Source organism: Lentzea tibetensis, from assembly GCF_007845675.1.
GTDB classification, from domain to species: Bacteria; Actinomycetota; Actinomycetes; order Mycobacteriales; family Pseudonocardiaceae; genus Lentzea; species Lentzea tibetensis.
Genome location: NZ_VOBR01000015.1, coordinates 79,825 through 97,607, shown reverse-complemented (window position 1 = coordinate 97,607; position 17,783 = coordinate 79,825). Strand labels below are relative to the sequence as shown.

14 protein-coding genes are annotated in these 17,783 nt (G+C 71.5%); 9 read left to right on the top strand and 5 right to left on the bottom strand.

The features are described 5' to 3' along the window. The first annotated feature begins 47 nt into the window (after window positions 1–47). The gene (locus tag FKR81_RS23570; protein ID WP_146354441.1) at window positions 48–1,058 is read left to right on the top strand and encodes a helix-turn-helix transcriptional regulator; all 1,011 of its coding nucleotides are present in this window, start codon (window positions 48–50) and stop codon (window positions 1,056–1,058) included. On the opposite strand, the gene FKR81_RS23565 is transcribed toward FKR81_RS23570, so the two are convergent. From FKR81_RS23565 to FKR81_RS23550, 4 genes are read right to left on the bottom strand one after another with little or no spacing between them, the layout of a single operon-like run. Next, window positions 1,004–2,602 (bottom strand): cholesterol oxidase substrate-binding domain-containing protein, encoded by a 1,599-nt coding sequence (locus FKR81_RS23565; protein ID WP_146354439.1) that lies wholly within the window; start codon window positions 2,600–2,602, stop codon window positions 1,004–1,006. The two genes, FKR81_RS23570 and FKR81_RS23565, sit on opposite strands and share 55 nt — an antisense overlap. Before the next feature lie 52 nt (window positions 2,603–2,654). Continuing rightward, window positions 2,655–3,182, bottom strand: coding sequence for a sugar O-acetyltransferase (locus FKR81_RS23560; RefSeq protein WP_186763143.1), 528 nt, complete (start codon window positions 3,180–3,182; stop codon window positions 2,655–2,657). Window positions 3,183–3,228: 46 nt separating this feature from the next. Beyond that, window positions 3,229–3,945: an SWIM zinc finger family protein gene (locus tag FKR81_RS23555; RefSeq protein WP_235921722.1), complete on the bottom strand. Its 717-nt coding sequence runs from the start codon at window positions 3,943–3,945 to the stop codon at window positions 3,229–3,231. Beyond that, complete coding sequence (locus tag FKR81_RS23550) at window positions 3,942–6,257, bottom strand: DEAD/DEAH box helicase (protein ID WP_146354435.1); 2,316 nt, start codon at window positions 6,255–6,257, stop codon at window positions 3,942–3,944. Before FKR81_RS23550 ends, FKR81_RS23555 begins: the two co-directional genes overlap by 4 nt. A gap of 41 nt (window positions 6,258–6,298) precedes the next feature. On the opposite strand from FKR81_RS23550, the gene FKR81_RS23545 reads away from it, so the two are divergent. The 8 genes from FKR81_RS23545 to FKR81_RS44410 all read left to right on the top strand — a co-directional run bounded on the left by FKR81_RS23545 (window position 6,299) and on the right by FKR81_RS44410 (window position 17,103). Beyond that, window positions 6,299–7,054, top strand: a complete 756-nt coding sequence (locus FKR81_RS23545; RefSeq protein WP_222598376.1) for a TetR/AcrR family transcriptional regulator — start codon at window positions 6,299–6,301, stop codon at window positions 7,052–7,054. Window positions 7,055–7,117: 63 nt separating this feature from the next. Beyond that, on the top strand, window positions 7,118–8,368 hold the full coding sequence (locus tag FKR81_RS23540) for a hypothetical protein (protein ID WP_235921721.1): 1,251 nt from the start codon (window positions 7,118–7,120) through the stop codon (window positions 8,366–8,368). Further along, a complete protein-coding gene (locus FKR81_RS23535) occupies window positions 8,365–9,327 on the top strand; it encodes a glutamate ABC transporter substrate-binding protein (RefSeq protein ID WP_146354433.1) in 963 nt (320 codons plus the stop codon). The genes FKR81_RS23540 and FKR81_RS23535 overlap by 4 nt, the downstream gene beginning before the upstream one ends. 13 nt (window positions 9,328–9,340) lie before the next feature. Continuing rightward, complete coding sequence (locus tag FKR81_RS23530; protein ID WP_146354431.1) at window positions 9,341–11,470, top strand: serine/threonine-protein kinase; 2,130 nt, start codon at window positions 9,341–9,343, stop codon at window positions 11,468–11,470. Continuing rightward, window positions 11,470–12,426 (top strand): PP2C family serine/threonine-protein phosphatase, encoded by a 957-nt coding sequence (locus FKR81_RS23525; protein ID WP_146354429.1) that lies wholly within the window; start codon window positions 11,470–11,472, stop codon window positions 12,424–12,426. The genes FKR81_RS23530 and FKR81_RS23525 overlap by 1 nt, the downstream gene beginning before the upstream one ends. A gap of 47 nt (window positions 12,427–12,473) precedes the next feature. After that, the gene (locus FKR81_RS23520) at window positions 12,474–14,252 is read left to right on the top strand and encodes a glycoside hydrolase family 9 protein (RefSeq protein ID WP_146354427.1); all 1,779 of its coding nucleotides are present in this window, start codon (window positions 12,474–12,476) and stop codon (window positions 14,250–14,252) included. A 68-nt stretch (window positions 14,253–14,320) separates the two neighbouring features. Continuing rightward, window positions 14,321–14,689: a hypothetical protein gene (locus FKR81_RS23515; protein WP_146354425.1), complete on the top strand. Its 369-nt coding sequence runs from the start codon at window positions 14,321–14,323 to the stop codon at window positions 14,687–14,689. Beyond that, complete coding sequence (locus FKR81_RS44410) at window positions 14,689–17,103, top strand: caspase, EACC1-associated type (protein WP_235921720.1); 2,415 nt, start codon at window positions 14,689–14,691, stop codon at window positions 17,101–17,103. The genes FKR81_RS23515 and FKR81_RS44410 overlap by 1 nt, the downstream gene beginning before the upstream one ends. Here FKR81_RS44410 and FKR81_RS23505 read toward each other — a convergent pair. Further along, window positions 17,072–17,782: a polysaccharide deacetylase family protein gene (locus FKR81_RS23505; RefSeq protein WP_146354423.1), complete on the bottom strand. Its 711-nt coding sequence runs from the start codon at window positions 17,780–17,782 to the stop codon at window positions 17,072–17,074. The genes FKR81_RS44410 and FKR81_RS23505 overlap by 32 nt on opposite strands. Window position 17,783 lies beyond the last annotated feature (1 nt).

Below are 17,783 nucleotides of genomic sequence, written 5' to 3'. Positions count from 1 at the left end.
AGGAACCCTATTTGGGGGTCACTGACATCTTGTGTCAGTGTTAGAACGTGCGTGCGAGCCGGCTCGTCTCACTGCTCCTGCTGCTGCAGACGCGCGGCCGGATGACCGCCGCCGCGCTGGCCGATGAGCTGGAGGTGTCGGTCCGCACGATCTACCGCGACGTCGACTCGCTGCACGCCGCGGGCGTTCCGCTCTACGGCGACGCGGGCCCGCAGGGCGGCTACCAGCTGCTCGACGGCTACCGCACGAGGCTGACCGGGCTCACCGAGTCGGAGGCGGAGTCGTTGTTCCTCGCGGGCCTGCCCGGTCCGGCGAAGGAGCTGGGGCTCGCGAACGCGGTGACGGCGGCGAACCTCAAGCTGATGGCCGCGCTGCCGGAGGACATGCGCAGCCGCGCCTCGCGGATCGCCTCTCGCTTCCACCTGGACGCGCCGGGCTGGCACAACGACGCCGACGACACCCCGTTGCTCGCGGAGGTGGCCGCGGCGGTGTGGGACTCCCAGGTCGTCGAGGTCGTCTACCGGCGGTGGAAGGCGCCCGAGGAGGTCACCCGCACGCTCAGCCCGTACGGGCTCGTCCTGAAGGGTGGCCGCTGGTACCTGGTCGCCCAGGCCCGGCGCGGTGTGGCGACCTACCGGGTGGCGCAGATCCTCGGCCTGCGAGTTCTCGACGAGAAGTTCGATCGGCCCGCCGACTTCGACCTGGCCGGGTACTGGGAGCGGTCGCTGGCGGACTTCGAGTCGCGCAGGCACACCGGTGAGGCGCTGATCAGGTTGTCGCCGCGCGGCGTGGAGCGGTTCCCGAACATGGTGCTCCCCCGCGTCGCACAGGCGGCGCGGGACACGGCTCTGCCCGATGGCGGGTGGACGCGGGTGACGGTGCCGATCGAGTCGATCGACCACGCGCTGGTCGAGTTCCTGCGGCTCGGCACCGACGTCGAGGTCCTCGAACCACCTGAGCTGCGCGAACGGTTCGTCGCGACGGCGCGCGGACTGACGGAGATCTACTCGAGCAGCTCGTCCAGCAGCGGCGAGGTGAACACGCGGTGCGGGTCGTAGCGGTGGAGCGTGCGCACGGCGCCGTCCCAGTCCGGGTAGGCGGCGGGGATGCGCCGGAGGTCGGTCCACGGGCCGCGTGAGGTGTGGCCCCAGCGCTTGGACCACTCCGCGCGCACCCGGCCGGGCCAGGTGGCGTGCGCGAAGTCCTCGAGGTCGCGGTAGAACTCGTGCGCGCCGGGTGTGCCGGGGAACGTGATGACGTCGAGCCAGACGGCCACGTCGCAGCCGGGGTGCGGGCGCACCGGCGACAACGCGGGCGCGACGGCGCCGGGAACACCCGTGTCGGCCGGGTCGTCGAGCCCGCTGACCCTGATCTCGACGGCACCGTTGATCGGGTACAGCCCGCGCGCCCGGTAGCTCTCCAGCAGGTTCGCGTAGAACGTCGTGAAGCGGTGCACGACGTCCTGCAGCTTCGCGCGTGGTGTGAGCACCGCGCAGCTGCTGGAGGTGATGCGGGCGGTGGTCGGCTTGACGAACAGCATCACGTGCCGCGACGGGCCCCACAGGTCCCAGGCCGCCGTGGCGGTGAGCCCGGCGCCGATCGCCAGTCGCTGGACGTTGCCGTACGCCGGGGCGAGGTCGGGTTTGCCCTGCACGATGCGTTTCGCGAGGTCGGCGACGTCCGGTGGGAGGTTGTCGGTGAACGGGTAGTTGTACGGACCCTGCGTCGGCCGGGACAGCGCCGGGCGGGTCGGCGACACCTCCCAGACCTGCACCCACGGCTTGTCGGTGAAGGCGAACCAGATGACCCCGACCCGGCCCGCCCGGTCGAGCAGCGTCGAGTACGACCGCGGCCCCGGCGTGGCGGAGAACAGCTCGGCCGCGGGTACGTCCAGGTGGCTGCGGCAGTGCAGGTTCTGGTCGGGCCCAGCGCGCAGCGTCACCTCGGTGACGAACGCGCGGCCGAGGTGGGTGAGGAACGCGGCGCAGTCGGCCTCGTCGCGGCGGAACGTGCGTTCCGCGTACTTCGCGCCGTCCCACACGACCGCGGTGAGTGCGAGCACGGCGTTGGCGAGCGAGCCGAACGTGTGCCCGGCCGCGACCCGCTCCCCGCGTGCCGGGATCGCTGAGCCGTGGCCGTTGACGGCGAGCACGCCGCCGACGGTGAGGCTGCCGGGCGAGGGTGCCGCGGTGAGCCCGAGCCCGTGCCCGGCGAGGTGCTCGAGCAGGCTCTCCATGGTCGCGCCCGCCTGTACGCGCACCTGGTCGCCTGACACGCTCATGGCCGTGAGGTGCTGGGTGGTGTCGACGAGCAGCACGTCGCCGCGCTGGCCGGGTGCGACGGTGAGCGGCGACCAGCCGCGCCGCAGGCCCTGGGCGCGGACGGTGTAGGAGTGCCGGTGCGCCCAGTTGACGACCGTGACGACGTCGGTGGTGGTGCGCGGGACGCACGTCCAGAGCGGGCCGGTGGTGATGGTGCCGTCCCAGTTGGCGTACGCCTCCGGCCGGATCTCGACGTGCTCGGGGAAGTCCGGTGGGGTGATGGCGCCACGCGCGAGCCACACCGCGGCAGGGGCTGCGAGGAACTGTCTCCGACTGACCACGCTCCATGCGTAGCATGATTTTCTTTTGCGACGAAACGACCGTCTCAGCTGGTCAGAGGTCCCGAATCACGCGACACGGCGATCCAGCGGCGAGCACCTTGGCCGGGATGTCGCGGGTGACGACGCTGCCCGCGCCGATCACCGTGTCGGCCCCGAGGGTGACGCCGGCGCAGACAATGACGCCGCCGCCGAGCCACACGTTGTCGCCGATCGTGATCGGCGCGGCGGTCTCGAAGCGCTGCCTGCGCAGCTCGTGGTCCTCGATCGGGTGCAGCGCGGTGAGCAGCTGCGCGCGCGGCCCGATCGACACGTCGTCGCCGATGGTGATCGGGGCGCAGTCCATGAGGATCGCGTCGTAGTTGAGGAAGCTGTTGGCGCCGACGCTGATCTGGGTGCCGTAGTCGACCTGGAGCCGCGGCATGACCCACGAGCCGTCCCCGATGTGGCCGAACAGTTCGGCCAGCACACCGTGGCGCTCGTCCTCGGGGCAGGCGTTGAACCTGTCCACGAGGGACTGGGCGCGGCGGCGTTCGGCGATGAGCTCGGGGCAGCTGTCCCGGTAGAGCTGGCCGCTGAGCATCTTCTGCTTCTCGGTGATCACCTACTGCCGACGCATCAGCCGCCGATCAGGTTGCCCCGAGCAGCGCGCGGGCCTTTCGCGCGGCGCGCTCGACGAGCTGCCGGAGGTGTTCGGGGTCGTGTCCGGGCGGCGTTTCCCCGTGCAGCACCACATCTGTGGTGGTCGCCGGGAGCAGTGGACGCGCTGGTAGGAGGTCGACCACCACAGGTGTTCTGGTGTGCTGGCGTAGTTCGGCGAGCAGTTCGGACTCGCCGCGGCCGCGCAGGAGCAGCAGGACGAACGGGTCGGCGTCGAGCAGCCACGACACCTGGAACGCGAGTGCGGCGGCGTGCCGGCACGGGAGTTCCCAGCCGGGGCAGTCGCACTCGGGTTCGAGGTCGCCGATGCCGGGCAGCAGTCGCACGCCGGCGTCCTCCGCGGAGGCGACGAGGTCGCGCGGCATGTCGTTGTCCAGCAGTGCGGCGATGTGCCCGGCCTGTGCGGCGACGCGGTCGAGGAACCGCTTCCACTGGAGGTCGGTCATCTCCTCGACGAACACCGCGGTGCTGTAGACGGTGTCCTCGTCGTGGACGACGGCGGCGATCCGTCCCGGTGAGACGGTGATGGGTCCGACGACGCCCGCGTGGGCGTAGCGGCGGCCGAGCTTGAGCGGCGCGGGGTCGAGCGAGGTGTCCTCGAGTGCTTTGATCCACGCCTTGCCCCACCACGTCTTCGCGCCGCGCCGGGTCGTCTTGGGGAACGCGGTGAAGCCGCGGGCGCTCATGCTTCGCTCCTGAGTGCGACCAGTTCGGACAGTTCGGCGTCGGTGAGTTCGGTGAGCGCCGACTCGCCGCTGGTGAGGACGGCGTCGGCGAGGTCGCGTTTGCGGGTGAGCATCTCGGAGATGCGGTCCTCGACGGTGCCTTCGGCGACGAGCTTGTGCACCTGGACGGGCCTGGTCTGGCCGATCCGGTAGGCGCGGTCGGTGGCCTGGTCCTCGACGGCGGGGTTCCACCAGCGGTCGTAGTGCACGACGTGGTCGGCGCGGGTGAGGTTGAGGCCGGTGCCCGCGGCTTTGAGCGACAGCAGGAAGACGGGCACGTGGCCGTTCTGGAACTCGCGGACCATCTCCTCGCGCCGGGCGACGGGCGTGCCGCCGTGCAGGAACCTGGTGGTGATGCCGCGCCTGCCGAGGTGGGTTTCGAGCAGGCGGGCCATGTCGACGTACTGGGTGAACACGAGCACCGAGCCGTCCTCGGCGAGGATCGTGTCGAGCAGTTCGTCGAGCAGGTCGAGCTTGCCGGACCGGCCGGTGAGCTCGCGTTTGAGGTAGTGCGACGGGTGGTTGCAGATCTGCTTGAGTCCGGTGAGGAGCTTGAGCACGAGCCCGCGCCTGGCGATGCCGGTGGTGGCGGCGATCTGGTCGAGGATCTCGCGGACCAGCGCCTCGTAGAGGACGGCCTGTTCCTGGCTGAGCGGCACGGGCTGCTCGGTCTCGGTCTTGCTGGGCAGCTCGGGCGCGATGCCGGGGTCGGACTTGCGGCGGCGCAGCAGGAACGGCCTGATCAGGCGGGCGAGGGTGGCGTCGGGTTCGGGCCAGCGGGCGCGGAACCTGCGCAGCGGGCCGAGCAGTCCCGGCGTCGTCCAGTCCAGGATGGACCAGAGCTCGGAGAGGTTGTTCTCGACGGGTGTGCCGGAGAGCGCGACCCGAGCGGTCGCCGGGATCGTGCGCAGTGCTCGGGCGGTGCCGGACGTGGGGTTCTTGACGTGCTGGGCCTCGTCCGCGACGACCATGCCCCACTGGTGCCGGGCGAGGACTTCGGCGTCGACGCGCATGGTGCCGTAGGTGGTGAGGACGAAGCCTTCGCGCGCGACCGTCCTTCCTGGACCGTGGTAGCGGCTGACCGGTGTGCCGGGCGCGAACCTTCGGATCTCGCGTTCCCAGTTGCCCAGCAGTGAGGCCGGGCAGACGACGAGCGTCGGGTGTTGGTCGTCGCGGTGCAGGTGCAGTGCGATGAGGGTGATCGTCTTGCCGAGTCCCATGTCGTCGGCGAGGCAGGCGCCGAGCCCGAGGCCGGTCAGGTGGGCGAGCCAGCTCAGGCCGTGCAGCTGGTACTCGCGCAGCGTGGCCTCGAGTCCGTCCGGCTGGGGCACGGGCTTGATCTCGGCCAGCACGTCGCGCAGCACGCTCGGCGCGACCTCCGCTTCGGCGCCGTCGATGGTGGTGGTGCCGGTGAGGGCGGCGGCGAGCGCGTCGACGGCGGTGATCGGCCGCAGCTTCTCGCGGGCCTTGCGGGCGATGGCCGGGTCGACGAGCACCCACTGGTCGCGCAGCCGCACGACCGGGCGGGTGGCTTCGGCGAGCTGGTCCAGCTCGGTGCCGGTGAGCGGGTCACCCCGCAGCGCGATCTGCCAGTCGAGCTGGAACAGCTCACCGAGCCGGAACTCGCTGGTCGCCGAGATGACCGCGCGGGCTTTGACGTCGGTGAGCAGCTCACGGGGCCAATGCACCTCGATGCTCGGCGCGGTGAGCAGTTCGAGCACCTCGTCGTCGGTGAGGTCGAGCGGGTCGAGGCGCTGCTGTTCGAGCAGCCTCTCCAGGGGTGGCCACACGCGTGCGGCGCGGCGGACGGCGAGCATCGCCTCGAACTCGGTCAGGTGGTGCTGGACGACCGCGCGGAACCGCATCCGGTCGTCGGTCTCGATGCGCAGCGAGATCCGGAGCTGGTCGTCGGCCCACTCGCGCAGCTCGCCGACGTCGTGCACCTCGGTGCCGGCGAACGGTCCTTCGCCGGGTTCGCGGGGCAGCGTGTCGGCCACCGCGTCGAGGAACCGGCGCAGCTCCTCGTAGTCGGTGGCGAACTCGCGCAGGTGCGCTTCGTCCTGCGGGTCGAGCGGCCCGATCCGCCACGTGTCATGCCCTCGCGGGGACACCCCCGGCACGATTCGCCCGCGCGCGACCAGCTGCAACGCGGTCGCCGTCGCCACACCCCAGTAGCCGTGGTCGGCGAGCAGCGCGGGTATCGCCTCCCCGACCGGCCGTCCGTCGATGCACCCCAGACGCGGCGGGTCCGCCGCCTCGAACCTGTCGACCATACTCTGTACCGTACACCATACGGTACGCTAGGGTGGCGCTCGTGATCGAACACACCGGCAGCGGGGACCCGGCCCGCACGCTCGCCCTGCTGTGGCGCACCCAGGAGCGCACGAGCCGCAAGGGCAAGCCGGACCTGAGCGTGGACCGGATCGTGCGCGCGGGCATCGAGATCGCCGACGGCGAGGGCCTGCGCGCCCTGTCGATGCGCCGGGTCGCCGAGTCGCTGGGCGTGGGGACGATGTCGCTCTACACCTACGTGCCCGGCAAGGGCGAGCTGGTCGACGTCATGGTCGACACGGTGGCGGGCGAGACGGGCCGCGCTGAGGAGTTCGACGGCTGGCGTGCGCACCTGACGTACATCGCGCGGGAGAACCTGGGGATGTACCGGCGGCACCCGTGGCTGATGCAGGTCGCGCCCAACCGGACGGTGCTGGGCCCGCAGGTCGCGGCGAAGTACGACTACGAGCTGCGCGCCGTCGACGGCATCGGCCTGACCGACGTCGAGATGGACTCCGTCGTCAACCTCGTGCTCGGCCACGTGCAGAACGCCGCCCGCGGCCTGGCCGGCGCGTCGCAGACGGAACGCGAGACCGGCCTGACCGACCAGCAGTGGTGGGACGCCGCCGCGCCGTTCCTGATGAAGGTGTTCGACCCCGGCCGGTATCCGCTGGCCGCTCGCGTCGGGAACGCCGTCGGGGAGCTGCACAGCAGCGCCTACTCCCCCGAGCACGCGTTCGAGTTCGGGCTGGAGCGGATTCTGGACGGCGTGGAACAGCTGGTCACCACGCGCGGCTGATAGGGCGGCAATGCAAGTCGCGTCGTGCCCCCGCGATGTCACTCGAGTGCTTACCCTTACGCCGTGGTGATCGAGACTGAGCAGCCTCGTGAGGCGATGCTGCGGCGGGTCACCGGCCTGGCACGCTCCACGCCCGGCCGGTTGAGCCTGATCGCGCTGCTCCTGATCGCCGCGAGTTTCATCGCGGGCAGCCTCACCGCGATGAGCGTGATCAACCGCGCGGCGGCGCTGGAGGAGCTGGCGACGCGCAGTGAGCCGCTGGCCCACGCGGCGCAGGAGGTGTACCGGTCGCTGCAGGACGCCGACGCGGCGGCGGCGAGCGCGTTCCTCTCCGGCGGGCTCGAGCCGGTGGACCTGCGGGCGCGCTACGAGACGGACATCGCGCAGGCGCAGGCGGCGCTCTCCCGTGCGACGGCGTCGCACCCGGAGCTCACCGCGACGCTGGCCAGTCAGCTGCCGGTCTACACCGGACTGATCGAGACGGCGCGCACGAACAACCGGCAGGGATTCCCGGTCGGGGCGGCGTACCTGCGCGAAGCGTCGGGGATGATGCGCAACCAGCTGCTGCCCGCGGCGCAGGAGCTGTACCGGGCCGAGTCGGACGGGGTGGCGCAGGCGCAGGACCGGGCGGCGCGGTTCCCCGTGTCGGAGGTGCTGCTCGGGCTGCTGGCGCTCGTTGCGCTCGGGCTGGCGCAGGCGTACCTGACGCGCCGGACGAACCGGCTGCTCAACGTCGGGCTGCTGGTCGCGACGGGCGCGGCGTTCGTGTCGCTGGTGTGGGTCACGTTGTCCGCGGTGATCGTGATCAACGACGTCGGCGACAGCCGCAGCGGCGGGTCGAGCCGGGTCGGGGTGCTGGTGGACGCGCGGATCGCCACGCTGACCGCCCGCAGCGACGAGACGCTGACGCTGGTGGCGCGCGGCAGCGGGCAGAACTACGAGAAGAGCTACGTCGAGGTGTCGGAGAAGCTCGAAGGGCTGCTGGGCCAGGCGAGGAAGATCGCGCCGAGCGCGGAGGTCGACTCGGCGTCGCGGCATTTCATGGACTGGCAGGCGACGCACCAGCGGATCAGGGAGGCCGACGACGCGGGGCAGTACAACGAGGCGGTCGCGTTGATCGCGGAGCCGTCCTTCGACGAGCTGGACGCGGATCTGGTGCGGGCGATCGGGCTGGCGCGGCAGGGGTTCAGCGGTGAGATCGCGGCGGCACGGGGTGCGCTGGTGGGCACGGCCGTCGGGGTGCTGGCGCTCGCGCTGGTGAGCGCGGTCGGGTCGTCGATGGGGTTGTGGCAGCGGCTCAAGGAGTACCGATGAGACTCGCCGTCGCACTGCTCGCCGCGGCGCTCACCGCGTGTTCGGTGGGGCCGACGGAGCCGACCCGGATCACGCCGCGTGAGGCGGCCGCGCCGTCACCGCCCGAGGCGAGCGACGTCTCCGTGCCGCCCACGACGTCGGCGGCCAACCCGCCGAGCTGCGACGCCACGGCCAGCCTGCGGCCCGCTGCGGTGCAGCCGGCGGCCGGGCAGATGCCGGCCGGGTCGACGATGGCGAAGATCGCGGCCAGGGGCAGGCTCATCGCGGGCGTCGACCAGAACACCTACCTGATGGGGTTCCGCAACTCGTTCACCGGCGAGATCGAGGGCTTCGACGTCGACCTGGCCCGCAGGCTGGCGCAGGCCATCTTCGGTGACCCGTCGAAGGTGCAGTTCAAGATCGTCACGAGCGCCGGGCGCATCCCGGCGTTGAAGAACGGCGACGTGGACGTGGTGGTCCGCACGATGACGATCACCTGCTCGCGGCTCACCGACGTCGACTTCTCCGCCGTCTACTACCAGGCGGGGCAGCGGGTGCTGGTGCGCCGCAACTCCGGGGTGACCGGGGTGGAGTCGTTGCGCGGCAAGAAGGTCTGCGCGACCTCAGGCTCGACGTCGCTGGCCAACGTGACGGCGCGCGGCGCGAACGCGGTGTCCGTGCCGAACTGGACCGACTGCCTGGTGATGCTCCAGCAGATCCAGGTGGACGCGATCTCGACGGACGACACGATCCTGGCCGGCCTGGCGGCGCAGGACCCGTACACCGAGGTCGTCGGTGACCGGTTCACCGAGGAGCCGTACGGCATCGCGGTGCCCAAGGGGCAGGAGGACCTCGTCCGGTTCGCGAACGGCGTGCTGGAGGAGATGCGACGCGACGGCAGCTGGGTAGCCCTCTACCAGCGGTGGCTCGGTCCGCTGGGTCCGGCACCCTCACCGCCTGTCGCTCGTTATCGGGACTGAGAGGGGGTGGCAGATGACAGAGGAGACGCAGTCGGGGGAACTTCCGGACACCGGTCCGTCCACGTGTCCCGGCACCGCGCCGTGGTCCGTGGCGACCACCTCGTCGTCGGGCCGGTCGCGCCGCAACTCCACCCGTTCGGTGAGCCGGGGCAGGCTCGGCGCCGGGCTGGTCGAGGTGCCGCGGGTGCCGTACCGGGACCCGAAGACCGCGGTGCTGACCGATCCGGAGGTGCCGGAGGCGAAGCGGTTCTGCAGCCGCTGCGCCAAGGGCGTCGGCCGGGTCCGCGACGGCAGGCCGGGCCGGGTCGAGGGCTACTGCCCGCAGTGCGGTCACCGGTACTCGTTCACGCCGAAGCTCGCGCCGGGCGAGGTGCTGCACGACCAGTACGAGGTGCTCGGCTGTCTCGCGCACGGCGGGCTGGGCTGGATCTACCTGGCGCTGGACCACGCGGTGAGCGACCGCTGGGTGGTGCTCAAGGGCCTGCTGGACTCCGGTGACGCGGACGCGCTGGCCGCGTCGCTCGCCGAACGCCGCTTCCTGGCCGAGGTCGAGCACCCGAACATCGTCAAGATCCACAACTTCATCCGGCACGCGGACCGCCAGACCGGCAACCTCGTCGACTACATCGTCATGGAGTACGTGGGCGGTCAGTCCATCAAGGACATGATCACCGCGCGCCGCCGCGATGGCAACGGCGACGAGGCGCTGCCGTTGGCGCAGGCGATCGCGTACGTGCTGGAGATACTGCCCGCGCTGGGTTATCTGCACGGCGTGGGCTTGCTGTACTGCGACTTCAAGCCGGACAACGTGATCCAGACCGAGGAGCAGCTGAAGCTGATCGACCTGGGCGCGGTGCGGCGGATCGACGACCACCACTCCCCCATCTACGGCACGGTCGGCTACCAGGCGCCGGAGATCGGGACGATCGGACCGTCGGTGTTCTCCGACATCTACACCGTGGGCCGGGCGCTGGCAGTGATGTGCTTCCCGTTCGACTTCCGCGGCAAGTGCAAGGACCGGCTGCCGACGCCGGAGGAGGAGCCGCTGCTCGCGCGGTTCGGCTCGTTCCACCGGCTGTTGCTGCGCGCCACGGACCCGAACCCCGAGCTGCGGTTCTCCTCGGCGGAGGAGATGGCCGAGCAGCTGACGGGTGTGCTGCGCGAGGTGCTGGCGATCGAGGACGGCGAGCAGCGCCCCGGCCCGTCGACGCGGTTCACCCCGGAGCGGCGGCGGTTCGGGGTGGACAACACGCGCATGGACCTCGCCGCGGTGGCCGCCGCGTTGCCCGCGCCGCGGGTGGACACCTCCGACGCGGCCGCGTCGTGGCTGGCGACCGCGACCACGTCCGACCCGGCGGGGTTGCGCAAGGCGCCGGAGTACACGGTCGAGGTGCGGTTGCGGATCGTGCGGGTGCTGATCGAGTCCGGTGACGTGGCGGCGGCGTTGTCCGAACTGGACGGGATCACCGCGCCGTCGATGTTCGACGAGTCGGAGATCGACCCGGAGGACTGGCGGCCGGACTGGTACCGGGGTCTCGCGGCGCTGGTGGCGCGGGAGCCGGACAAGGCGCGCGGGCACTTCGAGGCGGTGTGCGACCGGGTGCCGGGTGAGGCGGCACCGAAGCTGGCGATCGCGGTGTGCGCGGAGGCCGTCGGCGACGCGGACGCGGCCGACTTCTACGAGCTGGTGTGGCGCACGGACCACTCGTACGTGAGCGCGGCGTTCGGTCTGGCGCGGGTCGCGATGGCCCGCGGTGACCGCCAGCACGCGGTCCAGGTTCTGCTCGACGTGCCGGACACGTCGAGCCAGCACGTCGCCGCTCAGGTCGCGGCGGTGCGCGCGATGATCGACGACCCGACCGAGGACGACCTCGTCGCCGCTGGTCAGCGGCTTGACTCGCTCGATCTGGACGTGCCGAGGATGGCTCAGCTAACAGGTGAGTTGCTGGCGGCCGCGTTCGACTGGGTGACCCGCAATTCGGCGTGTCCGAGCAGGGTGCTGGACTGTGCACTGTCCGAACACGAGCTTCGGCTGGGTCTGGAGCGGTGCTACCGCACCCAGGCTCGGTTCGCGGCGACGCCGGAGGAACGGATCGCATTGGTGGACCGCGCGAACGCGGTGAGGCCTAGGACGTTGGTTTGATGGACACCCCGAACTGCCCCGAATGCCTGGAACCGATCTCGATGGACGATCGGTTCTGCGAGGCGTGCGGGCGCAACCTGCTCGTGCGACGGACCCCGATCGGTGGTCCGACCGGCCCGGCCGAGGCGACGTGCATCCTGTGCGCCTCGCCCGACATCGACGACGAGCACTACTGCACCCAGTGCGGACGGCACCAGCCGGCCGCGCGTGACCGGGTGGAGTACACGCTCGGGCAGGTGTCCGGTGTCTCGGACCGCGGCCGCAGACGCGCCCGCAACGAGGACTCCATGGCGTTCGGCGTCGTCGCGGGCAAGGGCATCGCGGCGGTCGTGTGCGACGGCGTGGCGTCCTCGGAACGCGCCGAGCAGGCCTCCCAGGCCGCAGCGGACGCGGCGACCGACGTGCTGGTGGACGCGCTGATCGACGGCTCGGACCCGGAGCAGGCGACGATCGACGCGGTGTCGGCGGCGTGCCTGTCGGTCGAGCAGCTCGACGGGCCGGAGAACGGTGGCGGCGTGGCGCCGTCGTGCACGTTCGTGTCGGTGGTGACCACCGAGGAGGACGTCACGGTCGGCTGGGTCGGCGACAGCCGCGTCTACTGGCTCGCGGGCGACACGTCGGCGCAGCTCACCAAGGACGACACGTGGGCGGCGCAGCTCGTCGCGGAGGGCGTGCTGACCGAGGAGGAGGCCAAGACCGACCGGCGCGCGCACGTGCTGTCGCGGTGGATCGGCGCCGACGCCGGTCAGGTCGTGCCGTCGGTGACGACGTTCAAGCCCACCGAGAGCGGCGTGTTCCTGCTGTGCAGCGACGGTCTGCACAACTACCGGCCGGACGTCGAGGACCTGCTGCCGCTGGCCGACTGCGGGCCGGACGAGTACGTGAAGGTCGCGCTGGAAGCAGGCGGTCACGACAACATCACCGTGGTGGTCGTACCTTTCACGCCCCGAGCCTGACTAGGTTGAGTGCCGCCGCCGTCTCCTAGCGTGATGGGGAGTGTGCGGTGAGTACTGGGCGGCGTGGTTTTCTGCTGGGATCGGCCGGGGTGGCGGGTGCGCTCGCGTTTCCCGGCACCGCCTCCGCAGGCGGGGCTCGTGCTGTGGTGTTCACGAACAACGTGGGCTACGAGGCGTCCGGGCCGAAGCGGGCGGTGATCGCGGGCCAGCGGCCGGGAACGTACCGGTTCGAGCTGGTCGAGTACGGCAGCGGCGCGGTCGTGCACCGCGGCACGGCGCGCCGGGTGGGGCCGGTCGCGGACTGGCAGGCCAACCACTTCCCGGAGATCCCGTCGCACTACTCGGTGGTGGACTTCTCGTCGTTCACGAAACCGGGCGAGTACGCGCTGCGGGTCGATGGCGCTGGGTCCGACGGATTCGGCTCCCGGCCGTTCCTGATCGACGCGCTGGTGCTGGAGCGGCACACGCTGCACCACGTGGTGCGGTTCTTCCGCGACTCGCGCTCGTTCGGCGAGTACGACCAGGTCGACCGGAACCTGCCCTACGAGCCGGATCCGGCGGTGCGGGTGGACGCGCACGGCGGCTGGTACGACGCGGCTGCGGACTGGTCGAAGCACTTCACGCAGCTGTCGCGGTACTCGTTCTGCAACACGCTGCAGCTGCCGTTGACGGCGTGGGTGCTGTTCGCGGCGCACGACGAGCTGGTGCGGCGCGGCGACCCGAACTTCGTGCACCTGCGGGAGCTGCTGCTCGACGAGGCGATGTACGGGGCGGACTACCTCGTGCGGGTGAAGATGCCGGACGCCTCGTTCTACGGGTCGGTGCGGCAGCCGCAGGAGGACGACATCAGCGTCGACCCGAAGAAGCGCTTCCTGCGCAAGGGGCCGTTGAACTTCCGCGAGGGCTGCGGCGTGGCGATCGCCGCGCTGGCACGGGCGGGCGGGCCCGCGCACGTGGCGGCGGCCGAGTCGGCGTTCGCGTGGTTGCAGGTCAACAACCTGCGGCTGACCAACGACGGCAAGGAGAACATCCAGGACGACTACAACGCGCTGCTCGCGGCCGTCGAGCTGTTCAAGGCCACGAAGAAGGCCGCGTACCTGGAAGCAGCGAGCGCGCGGGCGTCGTCGTTGACGGCGCGGCTGGTGTCGTGGCAGTCCTATCGGGACTACTGGCGCGCCGACGACAAGGACCGCCCGTACTTCCACCCGTCGGACGCGGGCATGCCCGTGGTGTCGCTGCTGGCGTACGCGTCGATCGCCGCGGACCCGGCGCCGGTGCTGGCGGTGGTGCGGCGGTCGCTGGAGTTCGAGCTGTCGATCACCGGTGAGGTGGCGAACCCGTTCGGCTACGGCCGCCAGCTCGTGCAGACCGCCTCGGGCCAGCGGTTCAGCGGGTTCTTCTTCCCGCACGACGCGGCGGGCTCGTGGTGGCAGGGCGAGAACGCGCGGCTGGCGTCCATGGCCACCGCCGCCCGGCTCGCGGCTCCGCGGTTCGACGCGGCGTTCGCGACGCGCCTGCGCGGGTACGCGGCCGACCAGCTGAACTGGATCGTCGGGCTGAACCCGTTCGACGTGTGCATGCTGGAGGGCCAGGGCAGGCGGGCGCCGGTGTACCTCGAGTACCCGGACGGCTCGCCGACCGGGTCGTGGCGGTGGATCCGCGCGGCGGGCGGCATCGTCAACGGCATCACCGGGCGCGCGGCGGACGGCCGGGGCATCGAGTGGGATCCGGGTGTGGCGTCGTCCGGACCGAACACCGACTGGCGGTGGCTGGAGCAGTGGCTGCCACATTCGACCTGGTTCCTGTACGCGGTGGCGGCCGGTTAGGCCGCCTGGGCGGGCACACCTGAAACGGATTGACCTCCTCACGCGAGATCCAGGTGAGGAGGCGCTACATGAACCTCAGACTGCACCTCGCCGAGCGCGGGGCGGACGCCGAGCGCCTCGACCAGGTGACCGGGTACCTGCGTGAGGAACTCCTTCAGCTGGACGTGCGCGCGGTGACCGCACTCCCGGCGGGCCCGCCGCCCGCCGGGTCACGCGCGTTGGACGTGGCCACGGTCGGCGGGCTGATGGTGACGCTCGGCCAGTCCGCCACCGCGTTGCAGACCATCGTCACGGCCGTCCGGATGTGGCTGGGCCGGGGCAGACCGGTGCAGCGGGCGGTGCGCGTCGAGATCGACGGCGACGTGCTGGAGATCGCCGACGCGTCCGGTGAGGAGCAGGAGCGGCTGGTGGCGCTGTTCGTCGGCAGGCACACCTGATGGGCAGGCGGCGGGCGCTGATCGTCGCGAACTCCGAGTACGACCACTCGGGGCTCTCCGCGCTGCGCTCCCCCGCCGCCGACGCGGCCGCGCTGGCCGAGGTGCTGGGTGATCGCCGGGTCAGCGACTTCGAGGTCGAGGTCGTGCGCAACGAGACGGCGAACGTCGTGCAGGAACGCATCGAGGACCTGTTCCTCGAGGGCGAGCCGGACGACGTGCTGCTGCTGCACTTCTCGTGCCACGGCGTGAAGAGCGAGTCCGGCGAGCTGTACTTCGCGGCGCGCAACACGCGTCCGCACCGGCTGGGTTCGACGGCGGTGCCCGCGGACTTCGTGCGGCGCTGCATGCGGGTGAGCCGGTCGCGCAGCATCGTGCTGCTGCTCGACTGCTGTTACGGCGGCGCGTTCAGCGAGGGCGTGTCGGTGCGGGCGGCCGGTGACGTGGCGGTGCTCGACAGCCTCGCCGGCGGCCGGGGCCGTGCGGTGATCACCGCGTCGAACTCGATGGAGTACGCGTTCGAGGGCGACCAGCTGGCCGAGGAGCACGCCGCGCCGTCGGTGTTCACCTCCGCGCTGGTGCGCGGGTTGTCGACGGGTGAGGCCGACCGCGACGAGGACGGACTGATCTCGCTCAACGAGCTGTACGACTACGTGTTCGAGCAGGTGCGGCAGAACAACCCGAACCAGACGCCCAGTCGTGACATCGAGATGCAGGGCGAGCTGTACCTGGCGCGGTCGGGGCGGCGGCGGATCAAGCCGTTGCCGATGCCCGCCGACCTGGCCGCCGCGACGTCCGATCCGAACATGTTCACGCGCCTGGGTGCGGTGGCCGAGCTGCGCTCCCGGTTGCGCAGTCCCAACCTGGAGGTGGCCGCGGGGGCGTTCGAGGCGTTGACCGGGATGGCCCGGACGGACATCGCGAACGTCGCCGCCGCCGCTTCGGAGGCGTTGAGCGATGTGGCGGTGCGGCCTTCGGTGGAGGAGCTGCGGTTCTCCGAGGCCTCGCCGCAGGTCGTGTCGTTGAGCGGGCCGCCGCTGGCTCGCGCGTGCTCAGTTGCCGCGTCCGAGGCGTGGATCGTGGTGGCGGAGGCGGGTGACGGGTGGTCGGTGTCGGTGCGGCGGGTGCCTCCCGGCGTGTCGCACGGGCGGGTCGTGTTCACCGGGCCCACCGGAGACGCGTCGGTGGCTGTGATCGCCGTGGAGACGCCGGTCCCGGAGCCTGCGCGCGCCGACGTGCCCCAGGTGCCGGAGCAGCGGCCCGAGGCCGTGGGGCTCTCCGCTCCCGAACACCTGACGGGTGAGTTGACCGAGCCCCGCACGGAGGCCGGGATCCCGCCGACTGCGCGAGTGCCGCACGCCGGGGGCAGTCCGACGGCACGACCCCGGCAGAACCTGGCCGGCACGCCGCCGCAGCAGCAGCGCCGACAGCCCGCGAGCGAGGCCCAGGGAGCGCAACGGCCGGTCGACGGGCCACCAGCGACCGCGCCGCCACCAGATCACTCAGCGGCCCCGCAGCCACCGCGCGACGCACCGCAGTCCGCGGTACCTGGCCGATCGCAAGCGGCGGTTTCGCAGCCGGTTCGCGAGACACCGCATTCCCCGGCACACGGCCAATCGCACTCGGCAGCTCCGCAGCCGCTGCGCGAGACCTCCAGGCCATCGGCCCGTCCGGACCAGCTGGTCCGGCGGTGCGCGACCCTGTCGTTGATCGCTGGGGCGTTGCTGCTGGTGACGCAGCTGGCGCCGTACACCTACGGCGATCCGTTGTTCGTCACGAGTCCGGTGGTGCTGTGGTACTTCACGCCGATGGCGGTGGCGGCGCTCCTGGCCGGTGGTTGCCTGCTGGCCGGTGCGCGGGCGGCGGGGCTGGGCGTGCTGGTGGCGACCGCGACGGTGTCGTCGTGGGGCTGGGGTGTGGTCATCGGGGAGCTGGCCACGGGCGGATTCGCCCCGTACAACGTGGGGTTCTGGGCCGCGCCGCTCGGGTGGGCGGGGTTGTGCGTGGCGGCGGGTGTCGCCGGGGTGGTCGTGCGGCGGGACGCGCAGCTGACGTTCAGCGGCGGCCGAGTCGACTGGCGGGGCGCTGCGCTGATGGCGTGCGGGGTGGCCGTGGCGGTGTTGTTCCTCGTGCTGATGGGCCAGGTGGTCGCGTCCGCGAGCACGGTCGTGGCGGCGGAGAGCCTGCCGTCGCTGGTGCTCGTGTTGCCTCCGGTGCTGCTCGCGCTGACCACACCGGTCACGCCGGTGCTGGCGGCTCGCGCGCGGCCGCACGGGTTCGCGATGGCGTTGGTGGTCACGTGGGCGGTGCTGCTGGCGTCGACCGCCGCGTTGTACCACTTCAGCTTCGTCAGCCTGGCGTGGCTGGTGTGGGTGCCGCTGGCTCTCAGCGCAGCCGCAGCAGTTCGTCCACGGTGACGAACCGGTAGCCCTGGCCGCGCAGTTCGCTGATGATGCGCGGCAACGCGGTCACGGTGGCCTTGTTGTACTCGTTCATCGGGTGCAGCAGCACGATGGAGCCCGGCCGCACGGTCTCGGCGACGGCGCGGACGACGGCGTCGGCGTCACCGGCGATGCCGGGGTCGGTCTCGGGCTCGACGTCCCACATGATCGTGGTGCGGTGGTGTTCGGCGAGGTAGCGCGGCAGGGTCCACAGCTTCTTGCCGTACGGCGGCCGGAAGTGGATGTCGCCCTGGTAGCCGGCGGCGCGGACCTCGGCGTCGGTGCGTTCGATCTCGGACGCGACCGTGCCGGATCCGGTGAACACCATGCGGGAGTGGGTGTAGCTGTGGTTGCCGACCTGGTGGCCGTCGGCGACGATCTTGCGGCCCAGCGCGGGCTGTGCGTGCAGGTCCGTGCCGACGAGGAAGAACGTCGCCCGCACCTGCTGTTCGCGCAGGACGTCCAGCACGGACTCGGTCTTGTCGCTGGGGCCGTCGTCGAAGGTGAGCGCGACGACCTTCTCCGCCGTCTCGACGCGGTGCACGAGGTCGCCGCCGAGCTGGAACGTCCTGGCGTTCACCAGCCGGTCGGCGCCGATGACCGCGCAGGCGAGCACCAGGACGACGACCAGCGCCACGACGAGTCGTCTGCGCACG

Excerpts from the sequence above, each read along its gene's own strand:
- FKR81_RS23560 (WP_186763143.1), bottom strand. The coding sequence starts at position 3,182 with ATGCTCAGCGGCCAGCTCTACCGGGACAGCTGCCCCGAGCTCATCGCC.
- FKR81_RS23555 (WP_235921722.1), bottom strand. The coding sequence starts at position 3,945 with ATGAGCGCCCGCGGCTTCACCGCGTTCCCCAAGACGACCCGGCGCGGC.
- FKR81_RS23550 (WP_146354435.1), bottom strand. The coding sequence starts at position 6,257 with ATGGTCGACAGGTTCGAGGCGGCGGACCCGCCGCGTCTGGGGTGCATC.
- FKR81_RS23535 (WP_146354433.1), top strand. The coding sequence starts at position 8,365 with ATGAGACTCGCCGTCGCACTGCTCGCCGCGGCGCTCACCGCGTGTTCG.
- FKR81_RS23530 (WP_146354431.1), top strand. The coding sequence starts at position 9,341 with ATGACAGAGGAGACGCAGTCGGGGGAACTTCCGGACACCGGTCCGTCC.
- FKR81_RS23525 (WP_146354429.1), top strand. The coding sequence starts at position 11,470 with ATGGACACCCCGAACTGCCCCGAATGCCTGGAACCGATCTCGATGGAC.
- FKR81_RS23515 (WP_146354425.1), top strand. The coding sequence starts at position 14,321 with ATGAACCTCAGACTGCACCTCGCCGAGCGCGGGGCGGACGCCGAGCGC.
- FKR81_RS44410 (WP_235921720.1), top strand. The coding sequence starts at position 14,689 with ATGGGCAGGCGGCGGGCGCTGATCGTCGCGAACTCCGAGTACGACCAC.